Below are 19,009 nucleotides of genomic sequence, written 5' to 3'. Positions count from 1 at the left end.
ATTCAGGCACCTGGCTTTTTTATTTTATTTAAATGTCTCAATCTTGCGAAAAAGTTAAAGTAGTATATTTTCTATTAAAAATGTAAAATAGATTTATCAATTGTTCGAATAGTATGAAAAAGTCAAGAGGTGTCCAGTTATGAACCCTGCCGTAAGATTGACTGTACAAGAAATTTTACAAAATAGAAATTTTCAAAATGCAAAGGTGCTAGCTGGAAAGAATGGACTACACCGCATTGTCAAATGGATTCATATTATGGAAGTGACTGCGATTGAAGAACTGTTGAATGGGAGTGAGTTTATACTCTCTACAGGGGTTGCCATGAGTGAAAATGAGGAACTCTTTCTTTCCTTTTTTAAACAGCTAATTGAATTCGGAGCAGCGGGAATTTGTTTAGAATTAGGTACCTATATCCAAGTTGTACCTAAAGATGTAATCGATTTGGCTAATCGTCATGACTTTCCAATCATCGTTTTTAACTGTAAGGTACGGTTCGTAGATATTACACAAGATATCAATACACTATTAATTAATAAGCACTATCAGATGATATCCGAATTAGAGGAGTATTCAAATCGGTTAAATCAACTGTTATTAACGTCTAATTCTCAACAAAAAATTTTAATGTTCCTTCATGAGCATTTAAATATGTCCGTTATTTTTATTCCTAAACAAGGTGAACTAACCATTTTATCAAAACAAAAACGAAAAATAATCGAGCAAATAGTACCCCGGTTAAAAGATGATATGAAAAATGACGAAATCATGGTACGACAGCCCATTCAAGCCATAAATCAACAATTAGCTGAATTAGTCATCATTTCTGATGCAGCTCCCATTTTTGATTATGAAAAACTTATCGTTGATCGTACGGCTACCGCTTTAGCGCAAAACACATTACGTGAATTATATTTTGAGGTACGGAGAGAAGCTAGTGAGTCAGGGTGGATACAAGGCTGGTTGGATGGAATACATAGTGAAGACAAACTAAACAGATACCTAAAAGCCTCTGATCCAGATATGATCTCAAACGGCAGTGTGGTTCTTCTTTTAGAAATAAACCAAGCGGATGTGAGCAATCTTGACATTCCTTATTTAAATATATTATTAAGATCCATATTACAGTCAAAAGGCTTTTCTGTATTTTTTACGACAAGAAAAAGACATCTGATTTTAATCTTGGTCAATAATCGAAAAAAAACGGATTGGAAATTAAGAGTTCAAGCAGGAATCGACGAAATAAAAATAGCGATGGAAACGGAGGTAAAAATCGCTGTTGGCAGGATGGCTAACCAACTAACGGAAGTTAAAAAAAGTTACCAATCCGCGGAAGAGACGTTGATTATTCTAGATAGTAAGACGAATGAATGCCTGCCATCTTTCTACGAGGACCTTTATATTTATCGTCTGATCTCGATCGTTAAGGATCAGGGTGTACTTGAAGATTTTATTGAGGATTACATTGGTCCACTGATTAAATATGATCAGGAGTATAATGGGAAATTGCTAGAAACCTTAAAAGTTTTCTTAATGTGCAATGGGTCAAAGAGTGAAACGGCTTCCAGTTTATTTATTGTTCGCCAAACACTTTACCAACGTCTGCACAAATTATTTGAGCTCCTTGGAGACGATTTTATGAGCAGCTATAAGCGACAGGCTATTGAATTTGCCATTACGGCTTATCTCTATCAAGGCTATTCCAAATCCCAGTGAAAAAGTGAGACCAATCCTTGGTTTCACTTTTTTTAATGGTATCGGCATTTTTGTGCATAAACTTATCTAAATTTACTGACATAATGTCTACTGAATGTAAATGAATTTATCGATATAGTTAAATCAATACAAAAACAACAGGAGGGTTAAGATGACAGTTGCCGAAAATCTTCAAATTCTTAAAAACTATATAGGTGGAGTCTGGGAGGAGTCCTTGTCAAAACAAGTGGACGAAGTGGTTAATCCAGCAACGGGGGAAGTCATTGCCCGTGTTCCTTTTTCAACTAGGGAAGATCTGGATCTGGCGGTTTCCATCGCCAAGCAGGCATTTAAAACATGGAAAAAGGTGCCCGTTCCTCGTCGCGCTCGTATTCTTTTTCGCTATCAACAATTATTAGTGGAAAATTGGGAGGAACTAGCCAAACTCATTACGTTAGAAAATGGGAAAAGTTATGAAGAAGCATATGGGGAAGTACAACGGGGAATTGAGTGTGTTGAATTTGCTGCTGGCGCACCAACTTTAATGATGGGTAGTCAGCTTTCTGATATTGCAAGTGATATCGAATCCGGGATGTATCGATACCCCATTGGCGTCGTAGGAGGAATTACCCCATTTAACTTTCCGATGATGGTTCCATGTTGGATGTTTCCGCTGGCCATCGCTTGCGGCAATGCATTTGTATTAAAACCGTCTGAAAGAACTCCGTTACTTGCGAACCGTTTAGCCGAATTACTGAAAGAAGCTGGACTTCCAGATGGTGTATTCAACATCGTTCATGGTGCACACGATGTGGTGAATGGTCTCCTAGAACACGAGGATGTTAAGGCTATCTCCTTTGTTGGCTCCCAACCGGTGGCGGAGTATGTGTATAAAACGGCGGCCGCCAATGGAAAACGCGTTCAAGCTCTTGCAGGGGCAAAGAATCATTCCATTGTCATGCCTGATGCGGATTTGGATAATGCCGTAAAGAATATTCTGGGTGCAGCCTTCGGTTCAGCAGGTGAGCGTTGTATGGCAGCCTCCGTTGTCGTTACGGTTGGGAACGTGGCAGATGAATTAATCGAACGTTTAAAAATGGCCGCAGATGATATAAAAATCGGAGACGGAAGTAAAGAAGGAGTCTTCCTTGGTCCTGTCATTCGAGAGTCACATAAGCAGCGTACACTTGAGTATTTAAAAATTGGTGAACAAGAAGGGGCAACGCTTGTCCGTGATGGCCGGAATGATCGGGTTGAGGAACAAGGATACTTTATTGGACCAACCATTTTCGACCATGTTCAAACGAATATGAAAATATGGAAGGATGAAATTTTTGCTCCGGTATTATCTGTTGTCCGAGTCGATAGTCTTGAAGAGGCAATCGAGTTAACCAATCAATCTGAATTTGCCAATGGAGCTTGTTTGTATACTGATAGTGCAAAAGCCATTCGAGAATTCCGCGAAGAAATCGATGCAGGGATGCTCGGAATTAATGTAGGCGTACCAGCACCAATGGCATTCTTCCCATTTTCGGGTTATAAGAAATCATTTTACGGAGATCTTCATGCGAATGGGAAAGACGGAGTGGAGTTTTATACACGTAAGAAAATGATGACCGCAAGATATTAATCTATTAAAAAGAGGGTGAATAGGGTGGAAGCAACAGAAGGGAAAATCTATCAAGAAACTGATGAGAAATATCTTTGGCATTCGATGCGGGGAGCAGGACCAAGTCCAGCAAACTTAATTATTACTAAAGCAGCTGGGGCGTGGGTCACAGATATAAATGGAAAAAGATATTTAGACGGGATGTCAGGTCTTTGGTGTGTAAATGTAGGCTATGGAAGGAAGGAACTCGCAAGGGCTGCATTTGAACAACTAGAAGAAATGCCTTACTATCCGTTGACACAAAGTCATTTACCTGCGATTAAATTAGCAGAGAAATTAAATGAATGGCTAGCGGACGATTATGTTATTTTTTTCTCGAATAGTGGTTCAGAAGCAAACGAGACTGCCTTTAAAATTGCCCGCCAATATCACCATCAAAAAGGAAGTCCAGGCCGATATAAGTTTATTTCCCGCTATCGCGCGTATCATGGAAATACCATGGGGGCTTTGGCGGCAACAGGCCAAGCACAAAGGAAATACAAGTATGAGCCATTAGGCCAAGGATTTCTTCATGCAGCACCACCGGATCTTTACCGAAATCCAGCCGATCAAGAAACATTAGCCAGTGCAGAGGAAATCAATCGTATCATGACATGGGAGTTAAATGAAACCATCGCAGGTGTTATCATGGAGCCGATTATTACTGGAGGGGGCATTTTGATGCCGCCTGATGGATACATGGCAAGGGTAAAAGAGATTTGTGAGGAGCACGGCGCCCTTCTCATTTGTGATGAGGTGATTAGTGGTTTCGGTCGGACTGGGAAGCCATTCGGATTTATGAATTATGGCGTAAAGCCGGATATTGTGACTATGGCCAAAGGAATTACGAGTGGCTACCTGCCGTTATCCGCTACAGCTGTCAAAAGAGAGATTTATGAAGCATACGTGGGAAGTGAAGATTATGACCGCTTTCGCCATGTTAATACTTTTGGTGGGAATCCAGCTGCCTGTGCCTTGGCGTTAAAGAATCTAGAAATTATGGAAAATGAAAACCTTGTAGAACGTTCTAGAGTATTAGGGGAACGACTTTTAGAAGAATTAGCGGAGTTAATCGAACACCCAAATGTAGGGGATGTCCGCGGTAAAGGTCTTCTTGTTGGGGTTGAGTTAGTCAGAGACAAAACAACAAAGGAACCTGCACCTGTTGAGCAGGTTAATAAAGTAGTCGCTCTGTGCAGAGAAAAAGGCCTATTAATTGGCAAAAACGGTGATACTGTTGCCGGTTACAATAATATTTTACAGCTTTCTCCGCCATTAAGTATTACAGAGGATGATTTTTCCTTTATTGTGAAGTGTTTAAAGGAAAGTATTCTCAACATTAATTAACTCGATGTTTAATTTCACTTTACTTTTTGCAATATTTTGATAAGATAGCAAAAAGGCGGTGATATGTATGTCCATAAATGTAATTGAACTCCTTGGCTCACCGTATGAAAGCTTGGTTGATGCACAGGTTGATAAGAGTCCAAGTGAAGTGGTGGTAACTGAAACCGGAGAGACGTTTTATATCGTAGAACGTGAGGTTTATGATACCCAGTTAGTGTCCCACGGATATAAAGTCGTAGTAGAAGAAGGAGAGTAAACCTCTCCTTTTTGTATGCTCCCCAGCAAGCCGTTAATGAAAGCCCTTGAGCCATACTATGCCCAGTGAGAACCCCAGTATTTCATTTCTTTTATTATTGTATGTAGCGATTGTCCTTTTTCAGTAAGAGTATATTCAACGGTTACCGGCACTGTGGCGTGAACAGTCCGAATTAATACACCATTGGATTCTAAGTGTCTTAGAGTATCGGTTAAGGCCTTTGGACTTACTTTTGAGATAGCTTTTTGTAATTCTCCAAACCGTTTTTTACCTTCGAATAACTCTCTTAATACGAGAAAAGACCACTTTCCCCCAATTACACTAAGTGCTTTTTCAATGGAACATTCAATCTCTAAGGTTGCCGTTTCTTTTACTTCACTCATAGACTACCTCTTTCTAATTTATAGTAACTATAAATTTCATAGTAATTAACATATAGGTTATTATATCAAAAATATTTCAGTGGTTGTTGTTCCAAAAAAGAAAACGTATACTTTTTTTGTAAAAGGTTTTTTATACATATTGAAAGAGAGGGAGATGTAACAAATGAAATACCGTAAGCTTGGAAAAACAGATTTAAACGTTTCTGTTGTAGGAATCGGTACCTGGCAATATGGCGGCGAATGGGGAAAAGATTTCACACAAAAAGAAGTAGATGAAATCTTAGACAAGGCCAAGGAAATGGGAATTAATTTGATTGATACAGCCGAATGTTACGGTGATCACCTTTCTGAAAAATTCATCGGCAGTTACTTGAAAAATCAAAAACGGGAGGATTGGATCGTCGCCACAAAATTCGGCCATCATTTCCATGAAAACTTTACCCGTACAAATCATTGGTCTGCTGGGGAAGTCGTTAAACAGTTAGATGATTCTTTAAGAGCTCTTCAAACAGACTATGTAGACATATATCAATTTCATTCCGGCGGTGACGACGTTTTTCAGAACGAAGAATTATGGACTGTTCTGGACAAGCAGATGGAGGCAGGAAAAATCCGTCATCTAGGAATTTCAATCGGTTCAAACGAGAATATCTACCAAACGGAATTAGCAACAGAAGTAAATGCCAGTGTGATTCAGGTTGTATATAACCGGTTAGACCGTAACCCAGAGGAACAAGTTTTTCCTTCCTGTGAACGGCAAAATCTTGGGGTCCTTGCTCGGGTTCCATTAGCAAGCGGGTATTTAAGCGGCAAATATAAGCCAGGTGTAGTATTTGATAAAAACGATGTTAGGAATAACCAGTTACAAAGTGAAGTTTTAAAACAGCTTAAACTAGTTGAAGAAATTCAACGAAATGAAGTCCCAGAAGGAGTTAATATGGCTCAATGGGCACTTGCATGGTGTCTAAAGCATCCAGCTGTTACGAGTGTAATCCCAGGTTGTAAAAATGTAGAACAAGTTGAATTAAATGCACGGGCTGCAGACTTGGAATTGGTATCAGATCAGCATCCACAAGCTGTGGAAGTTTAGTAGGAGAAAGTTATTAAACTGGAAGCCGGTTCATCAGTGGAGAAATAATAATTTTTTATAAATGAGAAGGAGAGAATGAGGATGACTAAAAGTTTATTAAGTACTACTACGTTAAATAATGGCGTAAAAATGCCTTGGCTGGGGTTTGGTGTTTTTAAAGTGCAAGAAGGAGAGGAAGTAGTAAATTCCGTAAAGACTGCCCTTGAGGTCGGGTATAGAAGCATCGATACAGCTGCTATTTATCAAAATGAAGAGGGAGTAGGTAAAGCGATAGCTGAATCGAACGTACCTCGTGAAGAGTTATTTGTTACAACTAAGGTCTGGAACGGCGACCAAGGCTATGAGTCTACCTTGGCGGCATTTCAAACAAGTTTGAACAAATTAGGTTTAGACTATTTAGACCTTTATCTAATTCACTGGCCAGTACCTTCTAAAGGATTATATGTTGAGACATGGAAGGCACTTGAGAAACTTTATAAGGATGGGCGCGTCCGTGCTATTGGAGTAAGTAATTTTAATGTTAACCATCTCGAAGACCTTCTTGCAAACTGTGAAATTAAACCGATGGTCAACCAAGTGGAGTACCATCCAGTCTTTAATCAAAAGGAATTACATGATTTTTGTAAAAAGAATGAAATCCAGCTTGAAGCATGGTCCCCTCTAATGCAAGGCAGTCTTCTTAACGACCCAGTCTTAGTTGAGATTGCAAACAAGTACAATAAGTCTACTGCCCAAGTGATCCTCCGCTGGGATATCCAAACAGGTGTCGTGACGATTCCAAAATCAATCAAACCGCATCGTATTGCCGAAAATGCGGATATCTTTGATTTTGAACTTACCCAAGAAGATTTAAATCAAATAAGCACTCTTAATCAGAATCAGCGTCAGTTCGGTGACCCTGCAGTGGTCGGAAGAGATTAATAGGAGGTAACTCTAGGTGGACCAGAAAGTAGTTGTCATAACAGGTGCAACAAGAGGAATCGGCCGTAACACTGCTTTATTTTTTGCGGAAAAGAGATTTTCCGTGATTGGAACTGGCAGAGATCTCGAGACGATATAGACATGACACGTTACCAGCGATATACAGGGGTGGGACAAAAATATTTAACTGGAATCGAGTCACTATTATTCGAGCAAAACATAGATGCACCGCCGCATCAGGTACCACAGTTTGCCTTTTTATTGGCGGCAGGGGAACTAGATGAGTATGTCGGTCGAGTCGTGTCCGTTTATGATGATTTAGAGCAATTAAAAACAGTTGCTGCTAACGCAAGTGATTCCGACTTCTATAAACTGCGGTTAAAGAAATAAATTCAAGTATTATATGAAAGAATACGCAGATTAATCTTTGATACCGAAGATTTGGTCTGCGTTTTTCCGTAATAGGGGTGCCTGTCACGCCCCGAATGCAAAGACAGTTGTGCGAAAGCAAAAGAATTTTCCGGGAAATTGTCTTTTTTTCTGTAAAATATCTAAATGTGCTCGACAATTATTTTGAGAAATCTTTTGGAAAGTTTTTTAACGGTTGATTAGAACATTAAAGGACTACATATTTTTTATGAGAAACAACTGTCTTGTTATTTTCAAAGTTTCGGCCTGAGATATTTTCGAGGATTTCAACTATGACCGAGTTCTCTCCGACCTTCTCCACCTTACCTTTAATTCCATTAATTGATACAATATTGTCTCCAACCATTGCTTTTTTCAAATACATGTAACCACTCCTTACATCTATTAAATTGGTGGATTCATAAAAGAAATAGTGATTACTAGGCATTTTACATGGAAAAAGGCGATGTGTCATAGATATTGTAAGAGTATCTTCCAAAGATATGGAGCCCTTCTCATTTTTTAGATTAAGTAGAAGAGGAATGTCAAAAAGCACTTTTTAAAGGTATATGAGGTGTCTATGTACATATGTCATCTAAGTTGGGAGACAACCATTGACATATTTTTTAGAGGTTAGAAGTAAGTAATTCAGGATTAGAGCGTAGTGAAGGCGTTTTTAATTAAACGTTTGTGTAATGTAGAAAAGGTGTGGATTTAATAGGATTATGTCAGTTCAAGAGAAGACAGTCCAAATTTGTGGAAAGATGAGGTTTTGTATACGGGTTTCTCTTTTCGAACTCGACAATATTTTTACATACTTGGCAGGGGAATGCTTAATAGACGAACATTTGCAACTATTTTAATCAAACGTTTGAATAGTATAGCACATAGGGAATCTAGTCGTAGGGATGTCGTTTCTTGTAAATTAGGTTTAGAACATCAGTAAAAGGAAGCAGAAGAAACGTCCCCGTGCTTTAACAGTGTTCTTTTATTGACTTGGATAATTATGGACACTAAACTGTAACAGATAACACACTTTTAGGAGTGTAAAAATAGCTATCAGAGGGAAGTGGAATCCGAAAATGAAGCAATACAATACCCGTGCCATCATGTCGTCGCTGCTTATCTGTGGTTTCGTTGGCATGTTCAGTGAGACAGCTCTCAACATTGCGATTAGTAATTTAATGGTCGTGTTTCAAATTTCGGCAGCGACCGCTCAGTGGTTGACAACCGGGTTCCTTCTTACTCTCGGCATTTTGATGCCGATGACTGGGTTGCTCCTGCAATGGTTTACGACGAGGCAATTGTTTATCGGTTCGCTCGTGAGCTCAATTGCAGGCACATTGATTGCAGCACTTGCGGTCAATTTCGAAATGCTTATGGTCGCTCGTGTTCTTCAGGCGGCTGGCATGGGCCTATTGATTCCGCTCATGTTCAATACGATCCTCGTTGTATATCCACCGGAGAAGCGCGGGGCGGCGATGGGATTTGTCGGACTTGTGATTATGTTCGCACCAGCGATTGGTCCGACCGTTGCAGGTCTGCTAATTGAATATTTAACATGGCACTACATTTTCTGGCTCTCTCTGCCGTTTTTAGTGATAGGGCTGTTGGTAGGGATAAAGTATTTGGAAAATGTTACTGAGGTCACGAAACCTCGAATCGATCTACTTTCTGTCGTATTATCAACGATCGGCTTCGGAGGTGTGGTCTTTGGCTTTAGCAAGGCGGGCGAAGGGGTTGATGGCTGGTCCAACCCAGCTGTTGTCTTTCCTATAGTCATCGGGCTGGTGGCACTTGTACTGTTCATTCTCCGGCAGGTGTTTATGCATGAGCCGATGATGGACCTTGGTGTCTTTAGGTACCCCATGTATATCGTGGGACTCCTTATGGTACTTGCTTGTATGATGATTATCTTGTCAAGCATGATTATTCTGCCCATGTTCCTTCAAAACGGAATGAAACTAACAGCATTTACGGCAGGACTGATGCTGTTGCCGGGCAGTGCGCTAAACGGCATCCTATCGCCGCGCATGGGGAGTTTGTTCGACAAATATGGGCCGAAGTGGCTTGTTATTTCTGGCCTCGTCGTCGTCGCGATCATGTTATGGCTTCTCTCCACTATATCGGCCTCATCTTCGATTGCATTTATCGTCGCTTTGCATATCGGACTAATGGTCGGGATTTCCATGGTCTGGATGCCGGCGCAGACGAACGGCCTGAACCAGCTGCCGCCGGAGCTTTACCCACACGGTACGGCAGTCATGAACACGCTGCAACAGGTTGCGGGTGCGATCGGAACAACGATTGCGATCATCATTCTAACAAGCGGTATGGAGAAGTATATGCACGCATCCCCTGCTCCAACCAAACCGGCCGAGATGGCTAACGCCATGACGTTCGGCTCGCAGAATGTGTTCTTGTTTGCATTGATCGTGACGTTGATCAGTCTGGTCATTGCGTTCTTTATCCGCCGGGTCATCGTCCATCATGCGGCGATGAATTCTATGCATTAATGGGGGCACGGGGGCGGTTCTCAGGCTTTCGGAAGCGTGAGAACCGTCCCCGTACTTCATCATATAATTACTGAATGCCCTCAAGGATTGTTTTCTGACAATTTTGAGGGCTATTTTCTTGCTGAACATTGTACCTAAAGTAACGGGATTAGTTGAATAAATTAACATGAATATCAACAAAATAAAAGAATCAATTGGTTTATTGAGGTGCAAAATGGAAAAAACACATTTAACTTCTACTGAAAAGGGTTTTTTATGGATTAATAATATAGTTGATAGTATGGCTGTCTGTTGTTTAAGCTACTTTAAGGAAAAATGTGAAGATGAAAAAATAAGTGAAGTCTTATCCTATGCCTTAGATTTATCGAAGATTCATGTCGAATTAACGTCTAAAATTTTTATCAAAGAAAATCACCCCATTCCTGTTGGTTTTACTGAAGAAGATGTGAACCTGTCTGCTCCAAGATTATTTTCAGATGAATTTATCCTGTTGTATCTACATCAGGTGGCTAATTTAGGGCTGGTTTTCTATTCAAAAGCTATTGCGATGACAGCTCGTAAGGATGTACATGATTTTTATAAAGAATGTATAAGTTCCTCTACTGAATTAAATTCAAGAACAAAGGAACTATTACTAACCAAAGGTTTATATGTAAGACCGCCATATATTCCAGATGAATCCCAACCAGAAATGATTCAAAAAATTGGATATTTAAAAGGTTTTTTGGGTGAAAAGCGGGCCTTAACAGCTTTAGAAATCTCCAATCTGTTTTTTAATTTGCAGACGATTGAATTGGTTAAAACATTACTAATTGGTTTTATACAGGTAGTGGAATCAAAGGATGTCAGGGACTTATTGATAAGAGGAAAAGAATTAAGTAAAAAAACTTCAAAAGAATTACGCTCTATTTTGGAAGAGGATGATCTATCTAGTTCACTCCCTTGGTATACATATGTTTCTGATTCCACTGATTCGCCTTTTTCTGACAAACTCATTATGTTTCACCTTGCTATTTTAAATGGCGGAGGGATTGAGCAATATGGTTTTAGCTTAGCGACTATTATGCGTAGGGATGTAGGTACGAGATATTCGCAGCTATTAGTAGAAATGATAACTTTTGCTGATGATGGTATGAATCTAATGATTAAAAATAAATGGATGGAACAACCTCCGATGGCTATTAAGCACAAAGATTTATAAAGATAAGCATGGGGACGGACGTTTCTTGTGCTTCTTTTTTTACTCATTTTTTAGCTTTCTAATTGGTTAATTCTTCATTCGGTCGGGCAGATTAGCAAGGGTAGCAAGGGGACGTTTCTCACGCTTCCGAAGCGCGAGAAACGTCCCCTTGCTTCCTTCTTATTTTGATTGGAAATAGTCTAGTAATCCTAGGTAAATTCCTTGGGCTACGTTATTACGGAAATGAGTGCTTTCAACGATGGAGTTATCTTGTTGATTGGATAGAAAGCCGAGTTCTATTAGAGTAGCTGGTTGTTTGTTGTTCCGGAGAACACCCAAGTTGTTGAATCTTGTTCCAAGGTTCGTTAATTTTGTTTCATTAGCCACCTGATTTAAGATCGCTGCGGCTAATGAGTTACTGGATTTTTGATAGTAAAAATCAGTTATGCCATTAACCAATGGGTCATTGGACCAATTGTAATGAAAACTTATAAACGCATCCGCGTGGTTTTGGTTAGCGACATCGGCTCGTTGCTCTAAGGGGATATACGTATCGTTGGTTCGCGTCAAAATCACTTGGGCCCCTGCAGCTTCAAGTTTTTGTTTCACCACTTCCACTGTTGGTAAGTTCAATGATTTTTCAGGTGTGCCGGCAATACTTTTTGTTCCATTATCTTTCCCTCCATGTCCTGGGTCTAGCACAATGGTTTTTCCTTTCAGGGATCTCTGATTATTTGACATAAGATCCGTTTGATTGGAGGAGGTAGTCGGAGGGCCATCTGAAGCTTTGGCTATTTTTGTTGTGTTACCTGTATTCTTTTTCGCTGTTTGGGCAACGGGTTGTGTGTCAGGGCTGCTAGGTGTATCTTTAGCGATGTACCGTTCGTTCACCCACCCGCTCAAACCAGAAGGCGAGACAATTTTGGCCCATCCATCTTGTTCCAAGTGGATGGTTATTTTTGTGCCCGATTTTAAATAACCTACGACACTGCTAGAGACACTTGGACGTTCCCGGACGTTTAAAGAAAAGGTGTTTATGGTTCCAACGGTCTTATCAGCCGGAGCTATGTAGGAGTCGTTAACCCAGCCAGTTTTGTTGTTTACTAGTTTAATCTGATCCCAATCATTCCGCTTTTGTATGATTTCAAATGTATCTCCTTGATGAACGCGGCTAATAATCTTGCTTGAAATATCGGAAGATTCCCGGACATTAAGCGTAGGTACAGTGACCGTGACCTGAGAAGAGGCGTTATCTGCATTCGCTGCCTGCTGAATATTCAACAAGGGGACTGTAATGGCACCAAGGATTGTCAGAATTTTAATTAGGCCGTTTTTCCGTAGTTTAGTTGTTAGCATTTTAGCAACCTCCCTGTTTTTTAAACTCTAAAACTAGCATGGACAGATTTCGAATAAATAATAATCAAATTTTCAAAAAAATAGAATGCGGAAGGGCCTTATAAAAAACTGCCACTTTAATAGATACGGTGAACATTATCATAAATAAATGAGTTTTTTATGTAATTAAAATCTTTAACAAACTAAAATATCAAAAAAATAGGGTATCCCTAAGTTGCTTTTGGGACACCCTCATAAAAAGTCAATTGGTAATATTACTTTTATTTCAGTACCTTCGTCTGGTAAACTTTCAACCAGTATCTCCCCTTTATGCATTTCAATAATTTTCTTTACAATGGCAAGCCCTAACCCACTCCCGCCAGACGATCGGCTTCTTGATGGATCTGCCTTATAGAAACGCTCAAATATATGCATTTGAACCTCTTTTGTCATCCCAATTCCCGTATCTTTAATGATCACTGCTATCCTATCCGTATCCTTTTTTATTAAGCTTACCGTTATTTTCCCATTATTTGGTGTAAATTTAATGCTATTATGGATTAAATTAATCCAAACTTGATTCATCAGGTCTTCATCAGCAATTATCGTCATTTTGTCCAGAGAAACATCCATTTCAAGGTTTTTATTTCTCCATTGTGGTTCAATCGAAAGGATAACTCTTCGTAATTGCTGGTCTAAACGATAGGTTTTTGGCTCAAATGGCGGATGCTCGGATTCTAGTGAAGTCAGCTTTAACAAGTTATCGCTTAACTTAGAAAGCCGCATACTTTCCACTTCAATGATTTCAAGGTACTGCCTACGTTCTTCATTAGATAAATTTTTATTTTTTAAGGCATGAGCAAATCCAGAGATGGATGTCAGCGGTGATTGGATTTCATGGGAAACGTTGGAGATAAACTCTTGGCGCATTTGTTCCATTTCTCCAAGCTCTTTTGCCATGTGGTTAATACTATTTATAATTTCATAAAAGGGATGACGCCGATTCTTAATCTCCTTTTTGTAAGGAGAAAGATCAATATTAAAATTCCCTCGAGCCATGTTTTTCATAGCATCAATCATGGGACGAAAAAAAACGGTCTGCTGTGCTTGAACAAAGCCAATTCGGGAAATCCCATACATGATAAGCCCAAAGAGGAAAAATCCCAAGAATGAATCGATGATCTGCTTCATATAGAATGATAAATTATGGATTGAAAAAAGTTCCAATATCCAAGGCGTGATGAAAAATGCAGCCGACCAGCATAAAAATAATAGAAGGATTACTGCTGCAATTTCGCCGCTTTTTTTAAAAATTTTTTTCATTTCTTCACCTCTAGACGATAGCCAAGCCCGCGAATGGTGGTTATTTTAAAAGGGCAGTTGTCATCTGAAAAACGCTGCCTTAGACGTTTTATGTGAACGTCAACGGTTCGCTCGTCACCTTCGTAATCATAACCCCAAATATCCTCAATCAACTGTTCTCTCGAAAAAGTTTTTCCGGCATGTGCTATGAACTTAAACAAAAGCTCAAATTCCTTAAGTGGCAATGTACTCTGGTTCCTGCCATCAAACACTTGAAAGGTAGTTCGATCAAGCTCTACAGCTCCAATTCTTACCTTATTAGAAAGAGTGATGTGGTAACGCTTGAGTAATGCCTTAACTCTAGCAATCAATTCGGCTGGTTCAAATGGTTTTACCAGATAGTCATCTGCTCCGAGTTCAAAGCCTCTTACTTTTTGGACGGTTTCTCCTTTAGCCGTCAGCATCAAAATTGGGAGAGATTCAGAATAATAAGTTCTGATATTTTTACAAAGTGCCCAGCCATCCATATTTGGCATCATAATATCCAGAATGATGAGATCGACCTTTTCAGAATCCAGCATGGATAACGCTTCTTTCCCATCTTGAGACTCCAAAATCGAGAAGCCCTCCTTGGTTAATATCACGCCAACCAATTTACGAATATGAGCGTCATCGTCGACGATTAAAATTTTGGTCATTTTATTCCATCCTTACTCATAAAAAAATACTTAAGTCTTAGATAAGTATAAAAGTTTTTGACTTTGAGAATTGTCCAGCTTCAGCGCCTAGCCCCTCGATGGTCTACAGCCAATCCGACCAAAAGGTTAAAAAGCAACCTTTCGGCCGGCTCGTCTTATGCTTGTCGGGGCTGATCAAGGCACTTGCGCTTTTCTTAGCATACACGTTCTTTATGAACTTAGTATGAACTAAGTGTTCATATTCAGTTCATAAAAGCTTGCTACCATGTTCGTAGTGATAAAGGAGGAATGAAGATGGATCATTTACACCGAACAATTTCAGAAAATAGTGAATGGGCTGTTGAAGCTCGTGGTCTAATAAAAAATTTTGGGGAAAACCGTGCGGTCAATGGCGTCGATTTAAACGTGAAGGCTGGTACTATCTATGGCATGCTTGGTCCGAATGGGGCAGGCAAAACCACTACTATCAGAATGCTCGCAACCTTACTGCGGCCCGATGCTGGTTCCGCAAAAATCTTTGGGCATGATGTTGCGAAGGAAGCACAGATTGTTCGTCAATTGATTGGGGTTACAGGTCAGTATGCCTCTGTTGACGAATCGTTAAGTGCAACGGAGAATTTGGTGATATTCTCTAGGCTTCTAGGATTGGGGCGTGCAGAGTCAAAGCGTAAGGCAGAAGAGTTGCTCGAGGAATTTGGGCTAACAGAAGCGGCACGGCGTCCATTGAAAAATTTTTCCGGCGGTATGAGGCGCCGTCTCGATTTGGCAGCTAGTCTCATTGCTCAGCCGCCGCTTATCTTTTTAGATGAACCGACTACAGGGCTTGATCCGCGCACGCGGAATCAAATGTGGGATACGATTCGTCGTTTAGTAAAAACAGGGTCAACCGTTCTGTTAACCACGCAGTATTTACAAGAAGCAGATGAACTGGCGGATAGAATTGCGGTAATCGATAGAGGAATCGTTGTAGCGGAGGGGACAGTAGATGAGCTAAAGTCATCAGTTGGCAGCTCATCCCTGCATCTGAGAATCGAAAATCCCCTGGATATTGGGGCAGCCCGTCAAACTGTAGAACGAGTGTTAAATGCAAAGTCAAATGTGTCTTCTGAAGGCGGCAAGATTATTGCACCGATGGCGGATGCGGGCCGAGTCACTGAGTTGCTTATCGCTCTCCGTGAGTCAGGAATCCATTTGGCAGAGTTAAGTGTACAGAAACCAACCCTTGATGAAGTCTTTTTAACCATCACTGGCGAAGGGGCAAGTGAGGACGTATCTAGTGTCTCACATGAATCGGTCAAAGTAGAGGAGAAAATACGATGAAAAGTACTTTATATGCCAATCATCAACTGAAAAACCATACAAGTTTTCGTCAGTCCGTGCAAAATTCGCTTACTATGGCCTATCGAGGCTTGCTGAAGATTCGACGCACACCTGAGCAATTGTTTGACGTGACGCTTCAGCCAATTATTTTCACCCTCATGTTTACCTACATTTTTGGCGGGGCTATCTCAGGAAATGTGGCAAACTATTTGCCGGTTATCATTCCGGGAATTCTCGTTCAGACTGTAATAACAACTTCCATTGTTACTGGGGTCCAACTGCGGGAGGATATGGATAAGGGGGTATTCGACCGTTTCAAGTCCCTTCCAATTGCACGTATTGCTCCATTAGCGGGAGCACTTTTAGCAGATACGATCCGATATACCATTGCTACCGTACTTACTTTTACGATGGGGTATATTATGGGCTACCGGCCAGAAGGGGGATTTGGGTACGTTGTCTTTGCAGGAGTCCTTGTCATTGCCTGTTCTTGGGCCATCAGCTGGATTTTTGCCTTTTTTGGTGTGATTGCGCGAACAGCTTCAAGTGTACAAGGGATTTCGATGCTTGCGCTGTTCCCCCTCACGTTTCTCTCTAATGCTTTCGTGCCAGTTGATACTATGCCCGACTGGCTCCAATGGTTTGTTAAGATGAACCCACTGTCACATCTAATAACTGCCGTTCGTCAACTTGCTAACAACGGTACCATTGGCTCCGATTTTGTTATTTCCCTCATTGGAGCAGCAGTCATCGTGGCCATTTTCGCCCCTATGACAGTCCGTGCCTATATGCGTCGTACGTAAAATTGAATTATTTCTAGTTTAATAAGGTCCTTAAGATAGGGCCTTATTTAGTTTGGAACCTTACTTTGATACCTAACGGTGAGTCTTACGAAAAAAGAGGAATGTGACATCGAAGAATTGACACATTAAAGAAAACAAAAAATCCAGCACTTTTGGCTGGATCTCCTCCTTCATTGGGTATTGGTTCGTTTACCCAACTTTTATAATACTAATTAAATGTGAATATTTTATTAACAGTTGAAGAAATATGTTGGACATATTTAGAAAATAGTTAAAAGAAGGAAGTATTACCCTCAAGGATTGTTTTCGAACAGTCTTGAGGGCTATTTTTTTGTGTACATGATAACAAAGTTCTTGCGTTTGATCATACCTCATCAAAAGCTAGGAGAAGAACGAAATCCCACATCCCCCTTGACATGAAAAATAAAAAATTCCATATTCTAGGAAACAGGAACCTTGCTATAATTATATAGGATGGATACTAAAGGGAGTGAGCGGATGAAACTGAAGTGGACAGTGGCCATTGTACTGGTTGTTTTCTTTGCCGCGGGATGCAGCGGTATGCAGGAAAATAAGCCTGTTTCAGAACAACCAAAGGTAACTGAAGACAATGAACCGGACAAAACCGGAGGTGAACCGGGGAAGCCTGCTGATCAAACAGAAAAACCTAACGCTCAACCGGATAAAACTACAGGTCAACAAGTAAAACCTAACACAAAACCGGAAACCGCCCAACAAACGATTAAAATTCATGATGAGTCCATTGTGAAAGATAACCCCATTATCAATATTACTTATCCACAAATTGATGGCATGAAAGACAAAATGGCACAAGCTAAGATTAATAATATGTTAAAGGAAAAAGCAACCGCAGCGGACGAGAGTCAAATGACGAACGAGGATCCAAGTGCGCCGTCATCATTTCATTCAAAATACAAAACCGCCTTTCAAAATGATCATCTTATCAGCTTTGTATATGATCAATATTTTTATCTTAGCGGTGCTGCACACGGCATGCCGTCGAGTGTTCCTATCTTGGTTGACTTGGATAATGGCAGGATTGTTGAGCCAAATGAATTGTTTAATGGTTCGCCGCAAACACAGCAAATCATTAGCAGGCTCGTCTTAAAACAAGATGTTTTGCATACGCTTGATGTTATGGGGGAGTTCAAACAAATCAGTTCTGATGATTTAAAACAGGTTTATTTAACGAAGGAAGGCTTAATGATGTATTTTCCTCCTTATGAATATGCCGCTTTTGCTGAAGGTACGCTTCTCTATCATCTGTCTTTTTCGGATATTCAAAGCGTATTAAATACTGAATTTTTTAAGAGTCATGGGATTAATTTATCGAAACCCATTAATTCCACCATCATTTATGTTTCTGAAGGTTATCATTTTTCGGTCCCAAAAGAATGGATGGATCGTTTGAGATTTGAAAGGGCCGAATACTCGGAGAATAATAAATGGTTATCTGAAATCAATGTATATTTCAGTTCTGCTGATAAACCTTTATTGTTTAGCTTCCATATGTATGAAAAAGAAACATGGAGTACATTAAACTCCGGAGCGGAGGTTAAACTTGCTGAAGAAAGTGATCTTATTTATTCATATTCCGTTGCTCAAATCACACAGAGTCACTTACAAGCGAATGATTTCATAAAGAATGTTGTCCCTGAAATTATGAAATCATTTCGAGTTGATTTTTAAAAAATGAGGTAGGTACTTACAAGTGAGCCAAAAATGAGTCCCTGCGCAGGCATTCTGGAGGGACTCATTTTTTAGTTTAAAACCGCTAAAGCTGACTTTTTATATGTATGGAGCTTGTTTTTTAAAAATTATTTTTAATGAAATTCTAGTTATGAAAAAATAATATAAAAAAATATTGACGGATGAAAAATATAATAGTAGAATAATAATCTGTCAGTAAGACAGAAAGAAATATTAACAAAAAAATAGTTGATATTTATTAGCGCTTTTGTTAATATAAATTCTTGTGACTGGTTCAAACGGCTTTTTCTTTTTGAAAAAACGATTGACACCATTCGAACAACATGGTATATTATAATCCTGTCTTTTACAAATTGTTCTTTGAAAACTAAACAAACG

At 39.9% G+C, this 19,009-nt stretch carries 18 protein-coding genes; 13 read left to right on the top strand and 5 right to left on the bottom strand.

The window, feature by feature from the left end; translation table 11 throughout:
• Positions 1-139: 139 nt before the first annotated feature.
• The 4 genes from AAHB15_RS17495 (at position 140) to AAHB15_RS17480 (ending at position 4,944) form a co-directional block, all read left to right on the top strand.
• The gene (locus tag AAHB15_RS17495) at positions 140-1,714 is read left to right on the top strand and encodes a PucR family transcriptional regulator (RefSeq protein ID WP_342042940.1); all 1,575 of its coding nucleotides are present in this window, start codon (positions 140-142) and stop codon (positions 1,712-1,714) included.
• A gap of 151 nt (positions 1,715-1,865) precedes the next feature.
• Positions 1,866-3,323, top strand: coding sequence for a CoA-acylating methylmalonate-semialdehyde dehydrogenase (locus AAHB15_RS17490; RefSeq protein WP_342042939.1), 1,458 nt, complete (start codon positions 1,866-1,868; stop codon positions 3,321-3,323).
• Positions 3,324-3,338: 15 nt separating this feature from the next.
• Positions 3,339-4,688 carry an aminotransferase gene (locus AAHB15_RS17485; RefSeq protein ID WP_446715881.1) on the top strand — a complete coding sequence of 450 codons (1,350 nt, stop codon included), beginning with the start codon at positions 3,339-3,341 and terminating at the stop codon, positions 4,686-4,688.
• Between the two features lie 67 nt (positions 4,689-4,755).
• The gene (locus tag AAHB15_RS17480) at positions 4,756-4,944 is read left to right on the top strand and encodes a hypothetical protein (protein WP_335574635.1); all 189 of its coding nucleotides are present in this window, start codon (positions 4,756-4,758) and stop codon (positions 4,942-4,944) included.
• 56 nt (positions 4,945-5,000) lie between these two features.
• Here the strand turns inward: AAHB15_RS17480 and AAHB15_RS17475 are convergent, their stop codons facing one another.
• Positions 5,001-5,327 (bottom strand): winged helix-turn-helix transcriptional regulator, encoded by a 327-nt coding sequence (locus AAHB15_RS17475; RefSeq protein WP_342042937.1) that lies wholly within the window; start codon positions 5,325-5,327, stop codon positions 5,001-5,003.
• A gap of 163 nt (positions 5,328-5,490) precedes the next feature.
• Here AAHB15_RS17475 and AAHB15_RS17470 point away from each other — a divergent pair, with 163 nt between their 5' ends.
• The 4 genes from AAHB15_RS17470 to AAHB15_RS17455 all read left to right on the top strand — a co-directional run bounded on the left by AAHB15_RS17470 (position 5,491) and on the right by AAHB15_RS17455 (position 7,728).
• Positions 5,491-6,417: an aldo/keto reductase gene (locus tag AAHB15_RS17470; RefSeq protein ID WP_342042936.1), complete on the top strand. Its 927-nt coding sequence runs from the start codon at positions 5,491-5,493 to the stop codon at positions 6,415-6,417.
• An 81-nt stretch (positions 6,418-6,498) separates the two neighbouring features.
• Positions 6,499-7,338: an aldo/keto reductase gene (locus AAHB15_RS17465; RefSeq protein ID WP_446715880.1), complete on the top strand. Its 840-nt coding sequence runs from the start codon at positions 6,499-6,501 to the stop codon at positions 7,336-7,338.
• Positions 7,339-7,354: 16 nt separating this feature from the next.
• Positions 7,355-7,477 (top strand): SDR family NAD(P)-dependent oxidoreductase, encoded by a 123-nt coding sequence (locus AAHB15_RS17460; RefSeq protein WP_335574631.1) that lies wholly within the window; start codon positions 7,355-7,357, stop codon positions 7,475-7,477.
• Between the two features lie 2 nt (positions 7,478-7,479).
• Positions 7,480-7,728 carry a hypothetical protein gene (locus AAHB15_RS17455; protein ID WP_335574630.1) on the top strand — a complete coding sequence of 83 codons (249 nt, stop codon included), beginning with the start codon at positions 7,480-7,482 and terminating at the stop codon, positions 7,726-7,728.
• Between the two features lie 226 nt (positions 7,729-7,954).
• Here AAHB15_RS17455 and AAHB15_RS17450 read toward each other — a convergent pair whose 3' ends face one another.
• A complete protein-coding gene (locus AAHB15_RS17450) occupies positions 7,955-8,131 on the bottom strand; it encodes a DUF2187 family protein (protein WP_098532599.1) in 177 nt (58 codons plus the stop codon).
• Positions 8,132-8,828: 697 nt separating this feature from the next.
• Here AAHB15_RS17450 and AAHB15_RS17445 point away from each other — a divergent pair.
• Together AAHB15_RS17445 and AAHB15_RS17440 are read left to right on the top strand one after the other, a co-directional pair.
• Entirely contained in the window at positions 8,829-10,262 is a 1,434-nt protein-coding gene (locus AAHB15_RS17445) for an MDR family MFS transporter (RefSeq protein WP_342042934.1), read from the top strand.
• Between the two features lie 214 nt (positions 10,263-10,476).
• Entirely contained in the window at positions 10,477-11,463 is a 987-nt protein-coding gene (locus tag AAHB15_RS17440; protein WP_342042933.1) for a DUF3231 family protein, read from the top strand.
• 159 nt (positions 11,464-11,622) lie between these two features.
• On the opposite strand, the gene AAHB15_RS17435 is transcribed toward AAHB15_RS17440, so the two are convergent.
• From AAHB15_RS17435 to AAHB15_RS17425, 3 genes are all read right to left on the bottom strand, one after another.
• A complete protein-coding gene (locus AAHB15_RS17435; protein ID WP_342042932.1) occupies positions 11,623-12,798 on the bottom strand; it encodes an N-acetylmuramoyl-L-alanine amidase in 1,176 nt (391 codons plus the stop codon).
• Positions 12,799-13,029: 231 nt separating this feature from the next.
• The gene (locus AAHB15_RS17430) at positions 13,030-14,100 is read right to left on the bottom strand and encodes a sensor histidine kinase (RefSeq protein ID WP_342042931.1); all 1,071 of its coding nucleotides are present in this window, start codon (positions 14,098-14,100) and stop codon (positions 13,030-13,032) included.
• Complete coding sequence (locus tag AAHB15_RS17425) at positions 14,097-14,777, bottom strand: response regulator transcription factor (protein WP_335574624.1); 681 nt, start codon at positions 14,775-14,777, stop codon at positions 14,097-14,099. The genes AAHB15_RS17430 and AAHB15_RS17425 overlap by 4 nt, the downstream gene beginning before the upstream one ends.
• A 294-nt stretch (positions 14,778-15,071) precedes the next feature.
• Here AAHB15_RS17425 and AAHB15_RS17420 point away from each other — a divergent pair, with 294 nt between their 5' ends.
• From AAHB15_RS17420 to AAHB15_RS17410, 3 genes are all read left to right on the top strand, one after another.
• Complete coding sequence (locus AAHB15_RS17420; protein ID WP_342042930.1) at positions 15,072-16,097, top strand: ATP-binding cassette domain-containing protein; 1,026 nt, start codon at positions 15,072-15,074, stop codon at positions 16,095-16,097.
• Positions 16,094-16,900: an ABC transporter permease gene (locus tag AAHB15_RS17415; RefSeq protein ID WP_144568286.1), complete on the top strand. Its 807-nt coding sequence runs from the start codon at positions 16,094-16,096 to the stop codon at positions 16,898-16,900. Before AAHB15_RS17420 ends, AAHB15_RS17415 begins: the two co-directional genes overlap by 4 nt.
• 498 nt (positions 16,901-17,398) lie before the next feature.
• A complete protein-coding gene (locus AAHB15_RS17410) occupies positions 17,399-18,610 on the top strand; it encodes a DUF3298 and DUF4163 domain-containing protein (RefSeq protein ID WP_342042929.1) in 1,212 nt (403 codons plus the stop codon).
• Positions 18,611-19,009: the final 399 nt, after the last annotated feature.

The organism is Bacillus sp. OTU2372 (assembly GCF_038440275.1).
Taxonomy (GTDB): Bacteria; Bacillota; Bacilli; order Bacillales; family Cytobacillaceae; genus Neobacillus; species Neobacillus bataviensis_B.
The sequence above is the reverse complement of the archived record's forward strand: the minus strand, read 5'-3'. Positions and strand labels throughout refer to the sequence as shown.